27 protein-coding genes are annotated in these 19603 nt (G+C 39.2%); 11 read left to right on the plus strand and 16 right to left on the minus strand.

Annotated features, from left to right (window positions below; all coding sequences use genetic code 11):
• The first annotated feature begins 262 nt into the window (after positions 1–262).
• Positions 263–1072 carry a DUF4238 domain-containing protein gene (locus AC58QG_RS12925; RefSeq protein WP_497362424.1) on the plus strand — a complete coding sequence of 270 codons (810 nt, stop codon included), beginning with the start codon at positions 263–265 and terminating at the stop codon, positions 1070–1072.
• A gap of 538 nt (positions 1073–1610) precedes the next feature.
• Positions 1611–2285, plus strand: a complete 675-nt coding sequence (locus tag AC58QG_RS12930) for a stalk domain-containing protein (protein WP_497362425.1) — start codon at positions 1611–1613, stop codon at positions 2283–2285.
• Positions 2286–2335: 50 nt separating this feature from the next.
• Here AC58QG_RS12930 and AC58QG_RS12935 read toward each other — a convergent pair whose 3' ends face one another.
• The 7 genes from AC58QG_RS12935 to AC58QG_RS12965 form a co-directional block, all read right to left on the minus strand.
• Positions 2336–3052, minus strand: a complete 717-nt coding sequence (locus AC58QG_RS12935) for a DUF1906 domain-containing protein (RefSeq protein WP_497362426.1) — start codon at positions 3050–3052, stop codon at positions 2336–2338.
• 13 nt (positions 3053–3065) lie between these two features.
• The gene (locus AC58QG_RS12940) at positions 3066–3521 is read right to left on the minus strand and encodes a phage holin family protein (RefSeq protein ID WP_497362427.1); all 456 of its coding nucleotides are present in this window, start codon (positions 3519–3521) and stop codon (positions 3066–3068) included.
• Positions 3522–3583: 62 nt separating this feature from the next.
• Positions 3584–4750 (minus strand): acyltransferase family protein, encoded by a 1167-nt coding sequence (locus tag AC58QG_RS12945; RefSeq protein WP_497362428.1) that lies wholly within the window; start codon positions 4748–4750, stop codon positions 3584–3586.
• Between the two features lie 216 nt (positions 4751–4966).
• On the minus strand, positions 4967–5773 hold the full coding sequence (locus AC58QG_RS12950) for an SGNH/GDSL hydrolase family protein (protein ID WP_497362429.1): 807 nt from the start codon (positions 5771–5773) through the stop codon (positions 4967–4969).
• Between the two features lie 12 nt (positions 5774–5785).
• Complete coding sequence (locus AC58QG_RS12955) at positions 5786–6139, minus strand: DUF6711 family protein (RefSeq protein WP_497362430.1); 354 nt, start codon at positions 6137–6139, stop codon at positions 5786–5788.
• Positions 6140–6278: 139 nt separating this feature from the next.
• Complete coding sequence (locus AC58QG_RS12960; RefSeq protein ID WP_497362431.1) at positions 6279–6740, minus strand: P27 family phage terminase small subunit; 462 nt, start codon at positions 6738–6740, stop codon at positions 6279–6281.
• Between the two features lie 184 nt (positions 6741–6924).
• Positions 6925–7293, minus strand: a complete 369-nt coding sequence (locus AC58QG_RS12965) for an HNH endonuclease (RefSeq protein WP_497362432.1) — start codon at positions 7291–7293, stop codon at positions 6925–6927.
• A 685-nt stretch (positions 7294–7978) separates the two neighbouring features.
• On the opposite strand from AC58QG_RS12965, the gene AC58QG_RS12970 reads away from it, so the two are divergent.
• Both AC58QG_RS12970 and AC58QG_RS12975 read left to right on the plus strand, forming a co-directional pair.
• Positions 7979–8314: a hypothetical protein gene (locus tag AC58QG_RS12970; RefSeq protein WP_497362433.1), complete on the plus strand. Its 336-nt coding sequence runs from the start codon at positions 7979–7981 to the stop codon at positions 8312–8314.
• Between the two features lie 661 nt (positions 8315–8975).
• Positions 8976–9680 carry a hypothetical protein gene (locus AC58QG_RS12975; protein ID WP_497362434.1) on the plus strand — a complete coding sequence of 235 codons (705 nt, stop codon included), beginning with the start codon at positions 8976–8978 and terminating at the stop codon, positions 9678–9680.
• An 80-nt stretch (positions 9681–9760) separates the two neighbouring features.
• Here AC58QG_RS12975 and AC58QG_RS12980 read toward each other — a convergent pair whose 3' ends face one another.
• The 8 genes from AC58QG_RS12980 to AC58QG_RS13015 all read right to left on the minus strand — a co-directional run bounded on the left by AC58QG_RS12980 (position 9761) and on the right by AC58QG_RS13015 (position 13284).
• A complete protein-coding gene (locus AC58QG_RS12980) occupies positions 9761–9928 on the minus strand; it encodes a hypothetical protein (protein ID WP_497362435.1) in 168 nt (55 codons plus the stop codon).
• Between the two features lie 13 nt (positions 9929–9941).
• Entirely contained in the window at positions 9942–10307 is a 366-nt protein-coding gene (locus AC58QG_RS12985) for a hypothetical protein (RefSeq protein WP_497362436.1), read from the minus strand.
• A gap of 251 nt (positions 10308–10558) precedes the next feature.
• Positions 10559–10765 (minus strand): hypothetical protein, encoded by a 207-nt coding sequence (locus tag AC58QG_RS12990; protein ID WP_497362437.1) that lies wholly within the window; start codon positions 10763–10765, stop codon positions 10559–10561.
• A 74-nt stretch (positions 10766–10839) separates the two neighbouring features.
• A complete protein-coding gene (locus AC58QG_RS12995; RefSeq protein WP_497362438.1) occupies positions 10840–11019 on the minus strand; it encodes a sporulation protein Cse60 in 180 nt (59 codons plus the stop codon).
• A 99-nt stretch (positions 11020–11118) separates the two neighbouring features.
• Entirely contained in the window at positions 11119–11712 is a 594-nt protein-coding gene (locus tag AC58QG_RS13000) for a hypothetical protein (RefSeq protein WP_497362439.1), read from the minus strand.
• Between the two features lie 86 nt (positions 11713–11798).
• Complete coding sequence (locus AC58QG_RS13005) at positions 11799–12020, minus strand: hypothetical protein (RefSeq protein ID WP_497362440.1); 222 nt, start codon at positions 12018–12020, stop codon at positions 11799–11801.
• 265 nt (positions 12021–12285) lie between these two features.
• Positions 12286–13011: a hypothetical protein gene (locus AC58QG_RS13010; RefSeq protein ID WP_497362441.1), complete on the minus strand. Its 726-nt coding sequence runs from the start codon at positions 13009–13011 to the stop codon at positions 12286–12288.
• 111 nt (positions 13012–13122) lie between these two features.
• Positions 13123–13284 (minus strand): hypothetical protein, encoded by a 162-nt coding sequence (locus tag AC58QG_RS13015; protein WP_497362442.1) that lies wholly within the window; start codon positions 13282–13284, stop codon positions 13123–13125.
• A gap of 129 nt (positions 13285–13413) precedes the next feature.
• On the opposite strand from AC58QG_RS13015, the gene AC58QG_RS13020 reads away from it, so the two are divergent.
• From AC58QG_RS13020 to AC58QG_RS13030, 3 genes are read left to right on the plus strand one after another with little or no spacing between them, the layout of a single operon-like run.
• Positions 13414–13596, plus strand: a complete 183-nt coding sequence (locus AC58QG_RS13020; protein WP_497362443.1) for a helix-turn-helix domain-containing protein — start codon at positions 13414–13416, stop codon at positions 13594–13596.
• Positions 13597–13598: 2 nt separating this feature from the next.
• A complete protein-coding gene (locus AC58QG_RS13025) occupies positions 13599–14381 on the plus strand; it encodes an Arm DNA-binding domain-containing protein (RefSeq protein ID WP_497362444.1) in 783 nt (260 codons plus the stop codon).
• Positions 14382–14392: 11 nt separating this feature from the next.
• Positions 14393–14710: a site-specific integrase gene (locus tag AC58QG_RS13030; protein ID WP_497362445.1), complete on the plus strand. Its 318-nt coding sequence runs from the start codon at positions 14393–14395 to the stop codon at positions 14708–14710.
• Between the two features lie 401 nt (positions 14711–15111).
• Here AC58QG_RS13030 and AC58QG_RS13035 read toward each other — a convergent pair whose 3' ends face one another.
• Positions 15112–15480, minus strand: a complete 369-nt coding sequence (locus AC58QG_RS13035; RefSeq protein ID WP_497362446.1) for a hypothetical protein — start codon at positions 15478–15480, stop codon at positions 15112–15114.
• Positions 15481–16093: 613 nt separating this feature from the next.
• Here AC58QG_RS13035 and AC58QG_RS13040 point away from each other — a divergent pair.
• The 4 genes from AC58QG_RS13040 to AC58QG_RS13055 all read left to right on the plus strand — a co-directional run bounded on the left by AC58QG_RS13040 (position 16094) and on the right by AC58QG_RS13055 (position 19581).
• Complete coding sequence (locus tag AC58QG_RS13040; protein ID WP_497362447.1) at positions 16094–16300, plus strand: hypothetical protein; 207 nt, start codon at positions 16094–16096, stop codon at positions 16298–16300.
• 381 nt (positions 16301–16681) lie between these two features.
• Positions 16682–17698 (plus strand): YncE family protein, encoded by a 1017-nt coding sequence (locus AC58QG_RS13045; protein ID WP_497362448.1) that lies wholly within the window; start codon positions 16682–16684, stop codon positions 17696–17698.
• Between the two features lie 221 nt (positions 17699–17919).
• Positions 17920–18288 carry a DoxX family protein gene (locus tag AC58QG_RS13050; protein ID WP_497362449.1) on the plus strand — a complete coding sequence of 123 codons (369 nt, stop codon included), beginning with the start codon at positions 17920–17922 and terminating at the stop codon, positions 18286–18288.
• Positions 18289–18426: 138 nt separating this feature from the next.
• Complete coding sequence (locus tag AC58QG_RS13055; RefSeq protein ID WP_497362450.1) at positions 18427–19581, plus strand: PQQ-dependent sugar dehydrogenase; 1155 nt, start codon at positions 18427–18429, stop codon at positions 19579–19581.
• Positions 19582–19603: the final 22 nt, after the last annotated feature.

Consider the following 19603-nt stretch of genomic DNA (forward strand, 5'->3'; position numbering starts at 1 on the left):
AAAATCAATACACAGAACAATATTGAAAATAACACTTTAATCACTCTAATATGCAATGTAAGTAATTTTGATAATTGGTTGAGCTAACGCAGAACTATAGTTGAGGGGTTTGCTTCGCGGCAGCTCCTCTTTTGATTATTGAAGTAACGGGCAGATACCTTAACTGACTGGAGATAAACAACACAACCAACAAAATTAAGTGATACCGGTTCCCAGATAGTGCTATATTTGAATAATAAAATTAATTAGGGGGCTACTGCAGGTGTCTACAGTCAAACAACATTTTGTTCCACAATTTTATCTTAATAGTTTCCGAATTATGCCGGATACCTCAAATCGTAAAAAGATCTGGAGAATAAAGAAGTCTGATATTTCAGCAGGAGCAGTAGATCGTAGAATTGAGAACTATTGTTATGAAAATTTCTTTTTTAGTTTCACAGACGAAGTAGCAAAGTATTGTATCAGTTATATGAAGGATAACTTCGGAATAGACACCCCTACTGAATTCGTTGAAGACTATTATCTAAATAAAATGGATAGTTACATGTCTACGTACTGGCAGGAATTTTTTGCTTCAATTGAGGCAAATCCTCGACCTCTTACATTGCAAGAAATAAAAAATTTTGGTTTTATTATAGCATTTCAATATCTAAGGACAAAAAATTTCCGAGAGTTCCTTGTAGAACAGTTGAAGAATGACTCCGGGACTAATATTGAGGAAGGCATACTCCATTATCTTGTATTAAATAACGAGGAGTTAAGAAAGTTAGCTGAAACACTCTCACAAGGTACAATGCTTCTTGGGATTAATAATTCGGGTGTTCCTTTAGTGACGTCTGATACCCCCGTTGTAATTGATAAAAACTTTAGGGCTATATATTTCCCAATCTCACCTGTATACTTCATTGCAATTTATAATAAGGAACTCGAACAAAGTGGTATTTCACCTGAAGTAAATTATTTAACATTAAATAGTGATCAATCTCAATTTGCGATTCACCTTAATCAATTACAATTTCACCAGTGTCAAGAATATATTTTTTGTAATACGAACAATTTTCAGTTCCAATAGGGAGAATAACGGCAGTAGTATGACCAAGACTTATGATAAAGGTTGCGTATTGAAATTGTCGAATGACATAGTTGGTTATTGAGCTAACGAGGAACGTATGCTCAATAAAACAAGAGCAGACCTAAAGACAACAAAAAAGGAACCTCTGGAATTTATTCTCCAGAGGTTTCCTTTTATATAAGTGGGCGGTAGATTATTTTTATGCTACAAATGAATTACTACATATCAAGCAAAATAGGTAAAAGCGTGTATTCCTTGATAATTAAAACATCTTCTTCTTTCTCAATTCTTGAATTTAAACTCATATTACTTCACCGCCATACGCGAACATTCATTCGTGTTATTTATTATATACCGAACACGCATTCGCTATGCAAGCGAAATTTGTGAAAGACCAACAATTTACCGAACATGGGATAAAAGGATATTTAATGAAACTTTTGGTAGAAATTCCCGTATGTAATATGAATATTAATTTGATACAATTATTTCAGTCTTACCCATGATTTAGGGTATTGATATTTAAGGGGGAGCTATTTTGAAGAAGAAATTATTAGTATCGCTTGGATTAACAGGGATTATCGCAGCTTCAGTTGCTGTAGGAGCTTATGCTGCATCGGATATTAAGTTATTCATAAATGGGAAGTTGATCAATGCGGATCTTCAAATCGTGGATGGATCGAGTTATGTTCCACTGAGGGTTGTAAGTGAAACATTAGGTGCTGAAGTAAAATGGGATGGAGATAAGCGTGAAATCCAAATCACAGCTCAAGGATTCGACCCGGTTAAAGCGGCAAATCCTGCGAAATCCTACGATGTTAAAGTGAATGTCGCAAACGGACCCATGACAATGGACATATCGAAAGTAACTCTTGATCCTGCATTTAAAGAATACTCATTTTCTGAAGCAAAAGCAGCCATCATTCTTGATGTTACTGTTGAAAATACATCAAATGATAAAGTCCAATGGTATGTAGATCAATCCACAGTCGTACTGAATACAAAAGAGCAAATTGAAGATACAATATCTAGCGATGATCGTATTACTTCTGAATTCAACGGTAAGGTTGTCAAAAAAGGAAAGATTATCTTCCCTGTAAAAAACAGCAAACTTGAGGATATTTCAAACATCAAACTCTTGGTTAAATACGTTCTTGGTGATAAATTTAATCGGATAGCAGATGACAAAGAAACGCAAATCATTCTAAAATAAAAAAATCCCCCCACCAGCCATTTACGGCCAGTGGGGGATTCGTCTTTTGATTAGGAGTTTTCTTTTGGTCTTCCTGATGCAACACGTAGTACATCGGCTAACCGGCCAAGTTCAGGATTCGGCGCCAGCTTATAAATAGCCTGCAATAACTCAATCATTTCATCAGCATCTTCAACAGACAACATCGGCTCTTCCTCCTTCTTCGTACTGTTCCAAGATCCTTCGTTTCCATAGCCTTCGTTGAGATCTACACTAATTCCGTTCATCGTTATACCCAATCCTTTTGGCCCGCAGTCGTGTTGATATATGTTGGTATACGGGTGTATTGCCCCATAACTCCATGCCTTAGTTTGCCAATACCGGGAGCAAGCCTGAGATTTCCATGCCGCATCTACTACTGCATAAGAACCATACACACCACTTGTATATTCTGGAGTGGCTTCACTAGATGCCTTAATGTACTCAATAACCGTTGCCATTTGAGCCGCCGTAGCTTCAAAGTCCACAGCAAAGTAAATGCAGGACCCAACAGGCTGACCAACTTTCTTAGCGACCTGAACAGCAGTAGCACCGACCGCCAATCCCGCAGCGCGACCGCCTCTTGCTCTATCCGCAGTCGTTTCAAATACTGACACAATATCCATGCCTGCTTTATTAATTGTCTCAGCTTCACTCTTAGTCAGCGCCTTCCATCCACTCGGTACCAGGTAACGAGCTGCAAAAGAATATCCATCTAATGCGAACGCAGCAGCTGTTTTAGTTGTCAAAGGCGTAGCACAATCAATTCCCTTTATCATTGGAGACATCTCCTTTGCTCTTTAACACCTGGATAACCTGCTTCACTCCCGGTGGCAATGGGTAATTCATTCTACCTAGATTCTCAGTTATGCTGATTAACTCATTTGCACAATAAAAATAAATGGCCCCAGTCATTACGACAGTGGAGCCAAATAAAGTATCTATTTTGTGTGCGAGCATAACTACGAGAAGCATTACCCCTTTTTTCGCTAACCCCCTAGAACCTATACTACTGCTTAGGCCAGTCCCTTCTTTTAGAGAAGCACCAATACCACTAAGGTAATCAACGACCATCGCCCATAAAAATAAACTTAGCAAGTCACTCCACCCCCCGAATGAATATGTAAGTATCGCACCTAGAACTCCGGTGGAGGTTGTTACTGCTGCCTGTTGAGTAGTTGAGATACCAAGTAGATCGGTGAATAGTTTTTTAAGCATGATTTACGCTCCCGAAATAAAAATAGCCCCCAATGGCTCGGAGCTAGTTCTATGTTTTTTATTCAAGCAAATTTTTCTGACTCAACACTTTTGATATGTTTAGGGGAACGAGTTACAGTCAGGTACCTACCCAACTTAATTGAAGGTTTTTCAATAAACTTGTACATCAAAGTAGCGACCAAGAAAGAGAACAGCAATGACCCAATAAGAATTATACTGATCGGTACGCCCCTACTATGCAATGATTGCAGCAGCGTTAGAAGAATAACCACATGGATAAGATACAAACTGTAAGAAATATTTCCCAAGAAACTTACAAACTTGTTTCTCAATACTTTTGAAAACAAGTTCGAGTTAATGGCGAATATGATTAAGATCGTTGCGCCCAAAGTAACTGCCCATGAATCAATAACTGTTCTGTAAAAAGGAGATATCCCTTGATAAACAAAAGCTTTTATTGCAAACGATGGATGTATCAATAAGTAAGTTACCAAGCCTGCTGCGAAAATTAACGATTTAACCTTTTTGTTTAACAGATTAAATATACTTGAAATGAATGTTCTATATTTGGCTAGTAGAGCACCAATGATAAACATTGCAGTGTAATTAAGTGATGCTACGTACTCTACACCTGTGTTTTCAGGTTGGAAAATTCCAAACAATACTACCGACCCTAAAGTACAAAGAACACTCAAACTCAAACCTTTTTTCCAATCAAGTTTAACGATGAACAGCATAATTATTGGGAAGATAATTGATATCCTCATTTCATGTACAAGCGACCAAATTACTGGGTCTAGATTGCTAAGGAAAGTACCTAGCATAAGTAAATGATCCTTGACAGTTTGGAGAGTAACCTGCCCTGTCCAGAATGAATTTATCCAACCACTTAACCCATTCATTTTTCCAGAATAAAAGATCTCTCTACATCCAATTGCGATGAAAACCGCAACTAAGTAAGGTAAGTAAATACGGCAAAATCGCTTAATGATGAACGATGGATAACCAGATTGCTTGTTATTAAAATAGGGAAGAGATAAAACGAAACCACTTAGAATAAAAAACAAGATCACAGCCTCCCCGCCTGAAATAAACAAACGAAGAGGACTGAATTCAAAGATTATTTTAGATAATTTACTAGGTGGAATCACTTGGTACATGTGAAAAAGCACAACACATAATGCTGCTAAGCCTCGCAAGGAATCAAGTTCCTCATAACGTTTTAACACAAAAACACTCCTTATTGTTCTTAATATAAAACATATTGTTCTATATAAAGAATTTATCAGAGTATCTCATAAAAAACCATCTAAATTTTTAATTCTTTTTTGGGCAGAAAAATAACCCCGTTCGGCTCGGGGCGAAGTTTAGATTTTACCATATGCTTGACTCTTCTTTTTCTTTTTCCCTGTCAATTTCGCCATTTAAAATGTTCAGCGCCTTTTTTACAATGTTTTTAGAAACTCCGAAATAATGTTCGCAATCCTTTGATGCCCTGTCGTGTTCGGATGCAATCCATCAGGCATGTAGAGCGTTTTATGAGAACTAAAAGTAGGTTCTATTCCCGAGTTTCTATGCAAATCAAGTACGGGGATCGAGTAGTAATGACCAACTTCTAAAATAATGTCGGCCAAATTTTCAAGAGTCATGCCTGCCCCATTTGCTCCACGGCCCAATTTAATAACTCCTGTAGTTGCATTGTAGCCTGTAGACCTTCTTAATGGCGTGAATAAAGCGTACTTTGCATTAGGTTTATTGTTGATTAAATATTGACAGATATAATGCAAAGCTCCGTAGATTGTTGTGTCCGCAGTATTATTCATACTTCCAACTGCAATATCATTTCCAAAGTCATTAGTACCGCCGAATAATGTGTATAAATCTGCATTAGGTGCTGTTGTAACTTGATGCACCATATTATTTCCACCTAAGTTGGCTAATATAGAACCTGCAAATCCATTACTGTTGACGGTTGCCATATTTAGTTTAGCTTTAACAAATATTTGATACATTGTTGTAGAAGGCGCTTCGAAAACATCAGTTATACTATCGCCAATTGGAGTCCATGTTTTACCTTCCCATTGGTTAGATACTACAGTCGTAGATGTAGGTAAAGTTGTTGGAACCCACTTCGCACCGTTAGTTACGTCGCCGGCTGCGGTCGTGTCTGAGATATCAAACGTGACACGTGCTTTGGTTTTTCTGTCGGGGGCATAGATCCTAGTTTTAAACTTTTGAGATGTGCTTTGCACGTCCGGCGCACCCTATCTTTCCACTACATTGAATTTAAAATTTTGATACCTTGGTACACCTTGAAGGAAATCATACATTGGCACAGTGCGATCACCAGAATAAAACTTCTTTGTTAGGAAGCCGCCCTCTTTGGGATCGAAGTATCTTACATCAAATAAAAATGGATCTACCGCTGTTAGAATTTGACTCATCTGCGTTACATTGAGCAACTTCCAAGATAGTTCAAGTTTTATTTTTGTTGCGATTAACTCACCGATCAGATTCCCGTTAGTGTTTCTCTCGGCATCAGCTAAATCGGAAATGATTATCGTTAAATCAGAGGGGGTTGGCATATCGACCCCGCCGATATTTAATAATGCAGTCAATATATCCACCCGCCCCTATGTCGTTCTGATCATTGCGCCGCCGATCCGGCCGCTCTCTTTACTCATATACGGAGCAATAGCGCGAGCAATAGCAGTCCCATCAATATTCAATGTGACTTCTACTGGTCTCGAATTATTATTACCGCCCGATGATAATGCCCTTGTTATTGCAGATTGTATTGCATCCACTAGTGAAGTGTTTTCTCCTCCAGCAGCAGTCGTCTCGGTTATCTTTGCTGTGCTCGCCATCATTGTCGCCACCTTCCGGCGGCTTGACTAGGCCTGCGACCTTCCGATCTGATGCCGGTGTAAGCTTTAGCTCAGCCTGTAATTTACGTTGCTGCTCAACAATCTTTAAGACAGCATCGACCGATTTGTTCGACCTATACATTTCCTGCGTTCCGTTTTTGAATAATTCTACCGATCCGCGTTTCCGAATATCCTCAATATGCGCCCGCTTCAGTTGCTCAAGTAGCACGATATTATCAACCAGCATGATTGTTCGTTCACTCAGGTTGTTATCTATCTCAAGTTCCCTCACCAGAGTTTTGAATAACTCCCTCGCCGCAACCGTCGTTATAATAGCTTTGGGTTTAAACATTTGACCCCCCCTCCCATACGAAAATTTGTTATGCGCCGAAAACGAATGTGGACACGCGGTCTTGCCATTTAAAGCCCCTCAGAATCGAAGGCAGGGGGGCATGTCCCTGTTCTCGTCTGATCGGTCATCGGACATGCATGACGCCTCTGAAAGCCACTGAGAGCGTCTCATGATGTGCTTATTTTTACTTGTGTTCGCGATTAGCCACCGATTGAATGACGCGTGCCGCTCTCTTCTTAATCTTCGCCTTCTCTTTCCCTCCATGCTCTTTGTTATGGCATGGATTGCACAGACTCTCCAGGTTCTCGAGCTCTAATGCTTTATCCTTATCATCCCGAATAGGTACGATGTGATGGACCATCTCTGCCGGCACTAACTTCTTTTCTTTGAAACAGTGTTGGCATAAGTAATGGTCACGAATAAGAGCCTGCTCACGAACACTCAACCAGGATGAGGAGTTATAGAATGCTTTGGAATCTCGATCACGCTTGAACTTATCGTAATACCTATCCACTGCTGTCCTATCTCTAGATTGTGGATCCAAAGGTATCACCAGTCACCATCTCCCATTTAAGAATCATGTATCCATCGCTCCTCCATTTATGTTAATGGTAAGGCTATGTTAGACTTAGTTGTTGATTTTTGATTAAACTAACGGGCAGGATTGCGCAACAATACTATACTAGTTTCGTCTAATTACATGTGGGTTATTTAGAAATAAATTCAAATTATGATAGTCTAATGTATATATTGGTTATCGTTCCAATGCTTTAAAGAATATTTAGAAAAAGGGCGATAAGATGAAAAGAAATAGTAAAAGATGGTTAATAATTATGCTCCAATTACTAGGTATTTATATTATCTTTAAAGGAATCATCTATCTTTATCAAGTAATACAACTTATGTTTCTTTCAGCTAAGGGAATAGGGGTTGCAATAATAATAACTGATTTTGGTTTCAGAATACCTGCTAATCTTATTGTTCTATGTTTATTTGGAATAGCATTTTTACTAATAGGTTTAATTCTAGTTTTCTTACCAATAAGAATAAGTAAAATAAAGAGCGCTCGTTAAGCAATATGGTGTAGCCTCTACCAAGCAAATCCGCCCGTTATTTTACTTTTTTGGTGATCTACACATCAGGTCATTAAGCATTGAACGGGCAGTTTAACGCACTAACTGGAACCACAAACATTTTGAAGCGTATATCTCTCTGTATGATCGGAAGGAGGACCGCTTTTGAACAAGGAAATCTTTTGTGCTGAATGCAGTGGTGAAATCGAATCAAGGGATGATTTAATAATAGCTTATTCGATGTTTTGGGTTATTCCATACCATCACTCTTGTTATTCTAAAGCCTTAAAAGGTTGCCAAACATTTTTTGTGGGGAATGAACCGATAAATGGGGCGTCAGGCTTATTTAAAGTGTTCGTCTCGCTGTTATTTCTTGTATTCTTGTTCTTCTTACCAAGTGATTTTATTAGTTCTGGGGGCTGGTTACTAATCCCCTTGTCATTGCTAATTCCTTCTGTAAGGCTATATTCATGGATCCGTTACGAACGACATTTGCCATAAAAAACAATTTCTTTGATTAGTCTTTGCTGAACTAACGGGAGACGATAGTTAAATTGACCACCTCTTAACTGGGTGGTTTTCTTTTGCTCGAAAATCAACAACCAACGATAAAACTATTCATTTCATTTCGGTAACCGCTCGCCACGTCTTGGTGTGTTGATATATCTATCCATTCAACTTCTGTACACAATGAAATCCCTCCCTTTCCCCAGAAATAGAAAAAGCCCATTCTCGAAAGAACAGGCTTCGTTATCTTATGTAGTTTATTTAGAGCACTATAGAAGCGCCGCCAAGCGGTGACGTATGAGATAAGAGACCGTGGAACTCACCGTCGTTCCACACCTCACTCGACCATTTCATGGCCGTATGTTTTTATAATCGTTTAAATGACTCTGGAAGATCAGGTCAAGAGCACACAATTGCTGCGCTCTGTGTTTAATATCCTTGTACTTAGTTACTAGAGAGAAGAGAAGGACAAGGTCATTATACTTATAAAGCTCGACCTCGCAAAATTCCATTTTAGGTCATATTCAGTCATTTTCAGATGCAGATGATACTCGATCTTACGAATATTCGTTCCTGCGAACGTTTATTCTCTTAGTATTATAAACGTTGCGATTTTTTATCAAACCATTAAAATAAGTAATTAGGAATTCACCACTTGAAAGAAGGGGACAAATTGATAAGAGATCCATTTGAAAATTATCGAAATATGCAACAAGCATTAACAAAAATGATGGAACCGATGTTGCTCTATCAAAGACAAATGTCTAATGCTATTTCACCATTAAGACAGTATTTTGAGAATATTGATACGTTACAAAGGGACTCTCTTTCTCCAATGATAGTGGCCATTCAGGAACAGCAGGAGTTACTCCAACGCGTATTCCAACAAAGTTCAATAAGAACCACTATCGACAGTATTTATCAATCAATGGAGTTGTTGGCCAGATCTCCGTATAGCGATCAGGTTATAGACAGGCCAGATGATTGGTATGAAACGATAAATGAAATTGTTCAGCCGTTAATCGAATCTGAACCAGTCGAAAGCCAGTCTGATTTAGCATCATCTCTAATTGTTAGGACATCACCGGTGGCTCAAGATAATAAGTTTTCCTGGAAAGAATTAATTATGTTTATAACCAACATTTTAATACCTGCCATCATCGCTTATCACATCGCGGCTGGTGACGACAAACAACATCAAGAAGTAATCGATACACTCCAAGGACAAATCCAATTGCAACAAATGATGATCATGAGTTCAAACAAGAACCACATTAGCTTGGACGAAACGAATGAACGTCTAGAAAAATTGGAGAAAAAGTTAGATCAAATAATCGGTGAAATGGATGATAACCACTAGCCCCCGCTGGTGGTTTTTTGTAGTTTTCAAGCAGCCAATTAATAAACAGAGGTACTCGTCGCTTTCATAAACCTAGTAGGTCAACCTAACGGCTTAGATAGTGCCCAAAAGAACAATATCATGATGACGATGGCTGTACATAATACTCGTATCACCATTGTTTGTTGTTCGATTTTGTTTTGAAGTCTAGTAATGTACTTTGATAATTCAGGGTCAATTTGAGCCTCTTCCTTGCCTTGTTCCTCCATGACATCCTCCTTTTTAGTCTTTGATGTTATGATTATGATTGTCTTTTACTTTAATCTTCTTATTTTCATTTTCATGAGATGAATCTTTACGTGTAATTTGTTCCAACGCCACAAGAATTGCTACTCCGAAGCCGATAGCCCCTGTGTACTTATCATTTATATCAAAAAAACCCAACAGTAAAGATAAAAACAAACCACCTAAAATCCATACCAAAAGAAAAGTCATAATAACTTTAAACCAATTTACAGGGTTTCGTTTGGACTCGTTAATCTCTGTTGATTGATGGGACTCGTTAATCTCTGTTTCACTGGATAGTCGCACACCCTCAGCCAGTAACCTATTCCCACAGTGTCCACAAAACGCCTGCATGACGAACAAGTTACCATGTAAATCCCCCTTAACTCTTTTGATGGTACATACAACACATCTTTCCGAAGATTATTCTTCATGTTAGGTTTGTATACCTTTATTAAAATCAAACTGGTACCAATTAAGCGTAGATAATAGTAGAAATAGTTAGGTGTATCTTAAAATCACCTCATACAAAGCCCTCAGCGTCCGTATTAGCGTTTTGCGCTCACAGAACACACATTCGTGAGTGCTAAACCCAAAACGCCCCACAGACGCTTCTAGCCCCTTAACTCAACTTGTATCCTGCTCAATATCTCCTCGGTGCTTAACCCATTACTTTGATACCTTCGCCATAACCGGAAGAAGCTTTCCTTACCCATCTGATACCCATGCTTGTATCCATCACTGTAGATATTGGCATCATGCGCTTTCTCTGCTGCCCGGAGCTGCTTGGGCTTCTTCTTTTCTCGTTTGGGTTTGTTCAATGGGATCACCTCAATGAGTTTGTCGCGGTTTGTTGGGCAATAAAAAAAGCACCCGCAGTGGAGTGCCTCTATCCTTACTTGTAAATTACTAAAGCAGAATAAGTGGTTACGACCTCATCTTCTTTATTCATTACTGATGAGATTGAAAATTTTATATCAATTATTTCATGTTTCACTATCTTTTCCAAAAAAGTGTTGACTTTGTTGTTTAAGTACAATTCAAAATCAGAACTGAATGCTTCTACTTTTACCATTTCAAATTCACCTCCAACCTATATTTTCCAACATAGGTCATGGCTTGTCTAATCAAGTTTTAATAAAGAAAAAAGCACCCACAGTGGAGTGCTTATGAACTATGATGATTTTAGCTGCGTAATATAAATACCAATTTTATTTCCAATTATTTCGGATTGTTCCCTTACTTTAGCGACCTCATCTCCATCAAAAAGATCTTTGTATTGACCGATTGGATTTAGCCAGCAATCTTTTAAATATGTGTTAAATGTTTCCCAAGATTGTTTGATTAATAAGGCTTGATTGTCATCAAAATATTTTGCAATTTCAACTTCTGTAAGTCCAGATGTTCTTGGAATTGCTTTTATCATTGTAATATTAAACATCTGTTTCTGGTGTACCACCGCTTCCATGAGCTCATTCAGTTTGATTATTATATTATCAAGATATTGTTTTTTTGATGCTTTCTCCAACAACTCGTTTTGCTCTTGGATTCTCTTTGAATATTCAAAGCTTGAACGTGCTACTTCAGCGCTAACTTCTGTTGCTATTGCGCTTTGTTTTGTAGCTTTCCAAACAAGAACACTAAAGTATGCTGTTATCACAATTCCTAGTAAAGTCACAAGAGATCCAAATAAAGCAGCCCAATCACTAGGTTTTAATTGATCATTAGGATCAAGCCAATATAAAAAAGGATGTATTACTTCGAGCAAGTTAATTCCTCCATCGATTCATTATGACATCCATTTTCTAACATAGACTTCGACTTATCTAATCAAGTTTTGATAAATAAAGCAACCTAAATGTAACCCCATATGCTAGCAGTAATGTAGAATGTGGCTGCCGATACCCCCGCAATAATTATTAATTCTAGAATTTTTATTAATTCTTTACTCAAACCTTTTGATGAAGCTAGTATCGGTAGTAAAATAAATGCCGTAATCAATGCAGCCGCGGGTGTAATTAAAAACGGCCCTGCTACTTCCCAAAGTTTGCTCCAACTAAAAATATCAAAATCCAAATTCATCATCCTCCATTTAAACCCATTTATCGGAATAATGGAGAAGAATCTTTACTAAGAAAACCAAAAGAGGGCGACGATCCCCGCAATGAGTCGGTCTCACACGCATCTCTGCGCGGCCAATGCTCGTTAGCGTTCGGGGTGTCTTGCCCTCTTCTCGATTTCCTATGCTATAAATATACCATGGTTAAAACCTAATAACACACGCGGAACCCGTTTTACATCCTCTTCATTCCGTTGCGAGTTGATCTATAGTTTGCACTTACTAAAATGAACCTCGTGTAAATAAAGTCTTTTCAAGGATAACTTCGGATCCTTTAGTAACTTTAATGCTTGTTATAGGAATTCTTATACTTTCAAGTAATTCATTTAATTCGATTTCAAGTCTTTCTTCAGATGGAATAACTGTTGATAAATACTCTTTCCCCTTATGCTCATAGAATATTTTAATATTATCTGGGTTGTCTATATTCGCTCCAGATTTAATTACTGTACCATGGGCACCAGTACGCTTGCCAAAATCCCATCCAGGATCAATATCGTAATTAATCCAACGAGGGACGTCTTGACCCGCGTGTTTGTATATCTCGATAATTGCATCTCGTGCATCTGAAACATAGCTCTCAGCCACTGTTGATTCAGGAAAAAGCTCACTTTGTATTTGTATACTATGAATTAATTTATGTCTTTGGACTTGTAATTTAAGTAGTTTTTGCCAAACACCTTCACCCCAATTCACCCTTGGTAAACCTAGATTATTTAATGCACTATCGACATCTTCTTTAAATCGGTATCCAATGCGAGTTTCATTTAAAACTTGCCTAAAAACCATTTCTATGCAAATCCATGTTGTGATAATACACCACCTAACATAAGTTCCTCTATCCCAAGAGTTCAATGATTGTCTAGCTAAACTCCTAGCATGTAACACATCCGTCCAAAGGTGATTCTCGGAAGAATTAATATTAATATCAATTATCGAATTACTCAAGAAAATGCCTCCTATTAATCACTTGTGTTTTTTTAATTTTCCCTCATCTGAAGTATTCGAGAAGTAATTAAACTATTCTACCTAAAGCCTAAACCAATTTCTCCTGAGCGTTTATTTCTTCCCATCCCTCATCCTACGCTTCCACTTCTGCTCCATATGCAACTTAAGTAATCCTCGCCTCTCCAGTGCTTCATTACGCTTCAGCATAAACTTGAATGCCTGCCGCTGCGGTGTGATCGGGCCGCCGAATGGTGAGTTAAGAAAATGTTTCACTTTCTGTATTTAAAATATCACTATCGATATTTAATGTCAAATATTATATTTGCCTTTCTGTACTTTTTTTATTAGTATTGGTACATATAATACAGAAAGGGTGTTTTTATGCCATTTTCATATAAACCATTGTTTAAGCTCTTGATCGATAAAGAAATGAAGAAAACTGATCTACGACAACTAGGATTCGGTCCTTCAACAATAGCTAAGTTCGATAAAGGAGAAAACGTATCTCTCGATGTTATCGATAAGCTTTGTACATTCTTTGGAGTGCAGCCAAATGATCTTATTGAACATAAGGCTGGTGAATAGTCATGCCCGTCTACAAAGACGAAAATGCTAAAAAAAATCCTTGGTATTATGTAATTGAGATCGGTGCAGGTAAAGATCGGAAGAGAACAAAGAAGCGCGGTTTCAAAACGAAGAAAGATGCTGAAAAGGCTATGGTCGAGGTTCAGAGCGCAGTGAACTCTGGGACCTTCGTTGCGACAAATAAGAATAGAATCGGCGAGTTTATGGATACGTGGCTTGAATCTAAAGAACTAAAAAAAGTTACAAGAGATACTTATGAGCGGCACATCCGTATTCACATTGTTCCATTCCTTGGCCATATTGAACTACCAAAGCTATCCGTAACAGATTGCTTAGAATTCAAGAAACACCTTAGCGTAGAAAAAAAGCTAGGCGATCGATCGGTATTGGATATATTCAAAGTCCTTAAAAGCGCAATGGAATCCGCCTTCGCTTGGAGTCTTGTTCCAAAGAACGTTGTTGGTTTGGTGGACATGCCTAAGGTTGTGAAACAGGAGATTAAGGTTTGGGATTTCGAAGATGTTAGAAAGTTTGATAGTGTCGCCAAAGACCATCGAGAATATGTGGCTTTTCTATTGGCATTTGCCGCGGGTTTACGACAAGGTGAAATTCTCGGGGTTAGGTGGAAGGATCTTAATTTTGATAACAGAGAGTTGTCAATTGTTCAAACACTGTCCCATGATGGAAAAGAACTCTCCGCTGGTACTAAAACCTTATCCGGCACAAGACTCATATCACTTGATGAAAAAACAATCAGCAACTTAGGAAACGTAAAGCAAAGGTAGCCGAAGAGAAATTGAAGTGTAAACGTATATATCAGGATAACGATCTGATTATTGGCACTGCACTTGGCACACCAATTTCACCTAGGAACTTGCTTCGAACATTTTATGGGTTAATGGAAAAAGCTGAAGTCCCTCCTATTACTATTCATGATTTGCGACATACTCATGCAAGCATGCTGCTGAAACAAGGTGTTCATCCAAAGATCGTTTCAGAACGTCTGGGACATGCCAATATAAAAATCACATTAGATACGTACAGTCACCTATTGCCTAATATGCAAAAAGAGACGGCGGACAAGTTCGGTGAATTACTATTTGGAACAAAATAATGAATGGTGCCATTTTTGGTGCCAAACTGCAAATTTTTACTCAGGATTACTAAGTATTACTCAGAACGATAAATCGATGAAACCGCGATTCTAAAGGGGTTTCAAGTTTTTTCAAGTAAGTGAAAGTAATAACTCCCTTAGCTGGCAGCGATGAGGTCAGGGGTTCGCCCGCGCGGACGAAGCGAATGCGTAGGAGCACGGCGTCTGAATCCACCGCTAAAAGTCCTCCTCGAATAAGCTTCGTCAGCCATTTATTATGTGTCCTAATCTTTCTTGGACAACTTTTGTGTTTTCTTAATTGTAAGATGGTTGTTGAAAAGGAAGAGAAGCGTTTAACCTACGGAAATAGTTGATGTCCGTAGGTTAACGCTTCTTCTTGCAATCAGTGGAAAACCGTGAATTTATTCCAATTTCAATTTCGCCAAGTCGTGTTGTAAAGCATTGTTTCCTGTTTGCGGATTAAACAAAATATCACTAAGTCCAAAAACATTTGTAACAACATCTTTGTCCTCAGGATGGATTATTCTTACTTCATAAGCATAAAGTGTACCTGGAAGAGAGAATGATCTAAACGTTTTGTATTGATTAGGAAATAGTGTTTGTGACGAAGGATCTACCATTGGTAGAACAATAGGTGAACCTGATGACCAGTCAAACATTTGAACAGTTACTGTACGCACGTCATCTGGATCAACGTTCATAGCCTCAACAGTGAGAAACAATGTACTAGAATGCCTCCGTAATATACCAGTTGATAAAATGTTACTCATAGTAATCCCTTCCTTTTCTCATTATTATTTAGACAGTCCGTGCAAATTTAGAAATGTGTTAAAAGGTTTGATCTTTATAGCAATCTATCAACTCCTTTTTTAATAGAGTCAATAACATAATATGGAAAGTTTAGTAGTTTGTTCTAGGGAGCAGCTGAAGTTCCTTAAAATCAAACAATTTGTACACCCTCAAGCATTTCTTATCCTGCAATACTGTGTATCACATTCCGTATCATGTATGGGAAGACGAAAAAGGAGCACGCGAAGAAGGCTCATGCTTCTATCGGTACTCCTGGCGCGGTTACGAGGAAAGATTCGGTTTTATGCGTGATGTTGTTAAAGCCGAGATAATCAGGTGATTAAACTATACGTTCTTAAAAAGCTATGGGATAAAGAACTTCCAGAGCTTTTTTGTAATCAATACACTCAACCTGTATTTATTATCTTAATCCAAGTCCCAAGATCCTCAGTATTCAAAGCTGACCATTCCCAACCGTTCGCCTATATCGCAATTGAGTCTTTCGCAATGTTGAACCATCCTCAAGTATTTGATTATTCTTCAAAAATTTAATCAGCCAACGCCCATACCCTGAATGAATGTTTTGCATAAATTATGTTGCAAGTACTTGTTCAGGGAAGTGGTCATTTGCAGCTATACTATTTAGTATCTAAGCAAGACGTCATTGAACTCATCCGCGAATTTATTGATCATGCAAACTATAGTGCTGCCATTTATTTGCTCGAGATTATTCAGCAGATGGAGGAGGACAATCGAACCTCAGTACTCATTACTGTAAAAAATGATGACAACTCGGAGTGAGGTGATTCTCTCCCGGAGGTCCTGCTAGTGGTATTCATTTTGTCTCGGATCTTCTGCAAAACAGCCTCGCTAAACTTTAAGTCAAGCACCTTGGGGAAACCTAGAGGCTGCTTCTTTTATGTTAGATCACCGATAATTAACTAGATTAATAGCTTGTGTTTGGACTTTGCTGGTGCATGTTTATTTTACGTTTCAACTATTCAATCTCATTTATGGGGAAAATCATAAATAGAGATCATCTATCGTTATTCGGTAATACGCCTAATTTTCTTTGCCTGCAAAATCGTACAAACTCCCTAGCTAAGCTCTCCATATCTTAATAGAAAGCGAGTAAGGGAGGAGTTTACGATTAGCAAAATAAAAGTCATCGCGACGATCCAAGTGGGGAGTAAACCGTCGGATATTGCATTAAACAAACGAACGAATTTGTTATATGTGCCGAATAACGGAAGCAGCAGTTTATCCGTGATTAGCAGCCGAACGAATCGCGTGATCGCGACAATCGAAGGACTCAATGGGGCCGTCGCCGCGGCTGTCAACCCGCGAACGAATCAGGTTTATGTAGCCAGCTTGTCAGGTAAGCTTTTCATCATTGACGGCAAGAAGAATAAGCTGACTCATACTTTCGACGTTGGAGGTGGCTTTGCTTCCATCGCGGTGAATGTCAAGACGAATAAGGTGTATGCGGCTAATCTTGATAGAAATTCGGTCACGGTCATAAATGGCAATAGGAAGAAAATTGTTGCGACAATCGGGGTCGGTAAACAGAATCCGAACTTCGCGGCTCCTCATACGGTTGCCGTTAATCCGTTCACGAATCGTATTTATATACTGAATCCGGCAGAAGACACCGCGACCGTCATTAACGGTCGCACGAATCACGTGATTACCACGGTCAAAGTAGGTCAGGGACCCTCTTCACTCGCTTTTAATCTGCGCACGAATCGCCTATACATCGCGGTCGCAGAGAATAGCAGCGTCTCCATAGTGAATGGACGAACGAACAAATTGATCAAAACCATTCCGAATGTCGGTGATATCGACACGTTCGCGGTCAATCCTGAAACGAACCGCATCTATGCGCCGGACGATACGACTCAGAGCTTTAAGATCACCGTCATTTCAGGGAAAACCAATACAATCATCGACACGATCCAAGATGGCGAATCGCCTCGTATCCCAGTCGTCAACAGCAAGCTGAATCGCATCTACGTCGCAACTGCGGGGGAAGAAACTCCGCCAAGCAGGGCAAGTGTCATTAACGGAGCAAATAACAAAATCATTAAAGCGAACCTCCCTCTCGGACTTGGCGTATCGGCAGGCGTAGCCAACGAGAACAACAATCGTGTCTACTTTGCCAACGGGGCTGGGGATACGATAACCGTTCTTTCGGGATAGCCCTATAAAGTAAGAAGCCTTTAAACACAAGGATTTGCGTGTGTTTAATGGCTTTTTCTTTTTCTATGACCGCTACATGTACGCCTCGAGCAATCTCCATAAGCCTTTCCAACAAATACATCACAATAATTACTTTACAGGACACCAAATGGTGTTATATTATTAAATAAGACACTAATTGGTGTCATATAATAAAAATATAAATAAGAAAGAGGTCTCACATGTATATTCTAACCATCATTCTTCAAAGCTGGTTGCTTTTCTCCATGGCATTCTTTGGGGTAAGCAAGCTTGTAGGAGCCAAGCATCAAGTCGATCTGTTTGACTCAATTAAGCTTCCTCAATGGTTCCGCGTCATTACGGGCTACGTTCAAATTGTTGGATGTATAGGACTTATCCTCGGCTACTGGTATCCAGGAATTGCCGCATGGACCGGAATATTGATCGTCATTATGATGCTGCTGGCGTGCCTCTCGCATGTCAGAGTCAAACATCCAATCGGAAAAATGATACCGGCCTTATTGAATCTCGTAATTGCTATTTCAGTAGTACTCTTATATGCAGACGAACTGTCCAATCTTTTGGGGTAAGTTCATATCTACGCGATCCTTCGGGATCGTGTTTTTTTGTATAGCGGTCTTCTTCTTATTTATTTGGTATAATGCTAGACATACACAATTTTCCATACTGAACCCAGACATATGAAGACCACATTTAGGAGGTTGAATATGATAAGACGATACAGCCTGGCAACAATATGCCTACTCCTGTTGATTATTCTTGCGGCTTGCTTGGGGTCAAAAGATTCAGAGCCTTCCAGTATAACAACGAAAAGCATCTCGTTAGCACCTATTTTTGAGTCAACGATCTTCGATCATCCCGTAGGGCTTGAGCATCGCGTTGGCAAACCAGAACTTTTGTATATCGTAGAGCAGCCAGGCAGGATCAAAAGCGTAATTGTCGATAAGCCGAAAGAAAAGCCCTCTCTTATCCTCGATATTACTGATCGTGTCAACGACAAAGGGAATGAACAAGGATTACTTGGGTTAGCTTTCCATCCGAAAGATCCAACGCAGGCTTTCGTGAATTACACAACGGAGACCCATACGGTAATTGCCCGCTACAAAACGGATCCAAAAAATCCAGCTCTTCTAGATCCTACTAGTGAGCAAGTACTGCTAACTTTCAAGCAACCTTTCCCGAATCACAATGGCGGACAGCTCGCTTTCGGGCCTGATGGCTATTTGTACATTGCAACTGGAGACGGTGGAAGCAGCGGAGATCCCCAGAACAATAGCCAAAATCTGCAGTCACTGCTCGGTAAAATACTTCGTATTGACGTAGACAAGCAAGCTAGTGGGCTTCACTATGCAATCCCCGCTGACAACCCTTTTCTCAAAAGTGGAGCTAAGGAAATCTATGCTTATGGACTGCGGAATCCTTGGCGATTCAGTTTCGATACCGTTACTGGGAAGTTGTGGGCAGCCGATGTTGGACAGAATAGATTCGAAGAAATTAATATCGTGGAAAAAGGAAAAAATTATGGCTGGCGTATTCAAGAGGGTTTCGAATGCTACGAACCAAAGGTTGGCTGCAATAAAACAGGCTTAGAACAACCACTGTTTACTTATGGTCGTGATCAAGGCGTATCGATAACCGGAGGATATGTCTATAGGGGCAAAAAAAGGCCTGAGCTCGAAGGTTGGTACATATACGCGGATTTTGGTACAGGAAACATTTGGGCATTGTCTCAAAACAGTGATGGGACAGTCACGAACAAGACCCTACTACAATCGGGCTTGAATATTACTTCCTTCGGAACGGACGCAAGCGGAGAGTTATATTTGTGCACCATGGATGGCAAAATAATGAAAATCGTTTAACGGTTTATTCAATGGGGGGAAG

It is taken from the genome of Paenibacillus sp. J22P169 (assembly GCF_059691995.1).

Coding starts and splice junctions, on each gene's coding strand:
- AC58QG_RS13055 (WP_497362450.1), top strand. CDS start 18,427: ATGATAAGACGATACAGCCTGGCAACAATATGCCTACTCCTGTTGATT.
- AC58QG_RS12960 (WP_497362431.1), bottom strand. CDS start 6,740: ATGTTTAAACCCAAAGCTATTATAACGACGGTTGCGGCGAGGGAGTTA.
- AC58QG_RS12995 (WP_497362438.1), bottom strand. CDS start 11,019: ATGGTAAAAGTAGAAGCATTCAGTTCTGATTTTGAATTGTACTTAAAC.
- AC58QG_RS13040 (WP_497362447.1), top strand. CDS start 16,094: ATGTTGCAAGTACTTGTTCAGGGAAGTGGTCATTTGCAGCTATACTAT.
- AC58QG_RS13035 (WP_497362446.1), bottom strand. CDS start 15,480: ATGAGTAACATTTTATCAACTGGTATATTACGGAGGCATTCTAGTACA.
- AC58QG_RS12980 (WP_497362435.1), bottom strand. CDS start 9,928: ATGGAGGAACAAGGCAAGGAAGAGGCTCAAATTGACCCTGAATTATCA.
- AC58QG_RS12940 (WP_497362427.1), bottom strand. CDS start 3,521: ATGCTTAAAAAACTATTCACCGATCTACTTGGTATCTCAACTACTCAA.
- AC58QG_RS13050 (WP_497362449.1), top strand. CDS start 17,920: ATGTATATTCTAACCATCATTCTTCAAAGCTGGTTGCTTTTCTCCATG.
- AC58QG_RS13025 (WP_497362444.1), top strand. CDS start 13,599: ATGCCCGTCTACAAAGACGAAAATGCTAAAAAAAATCCTTGGTATTAT.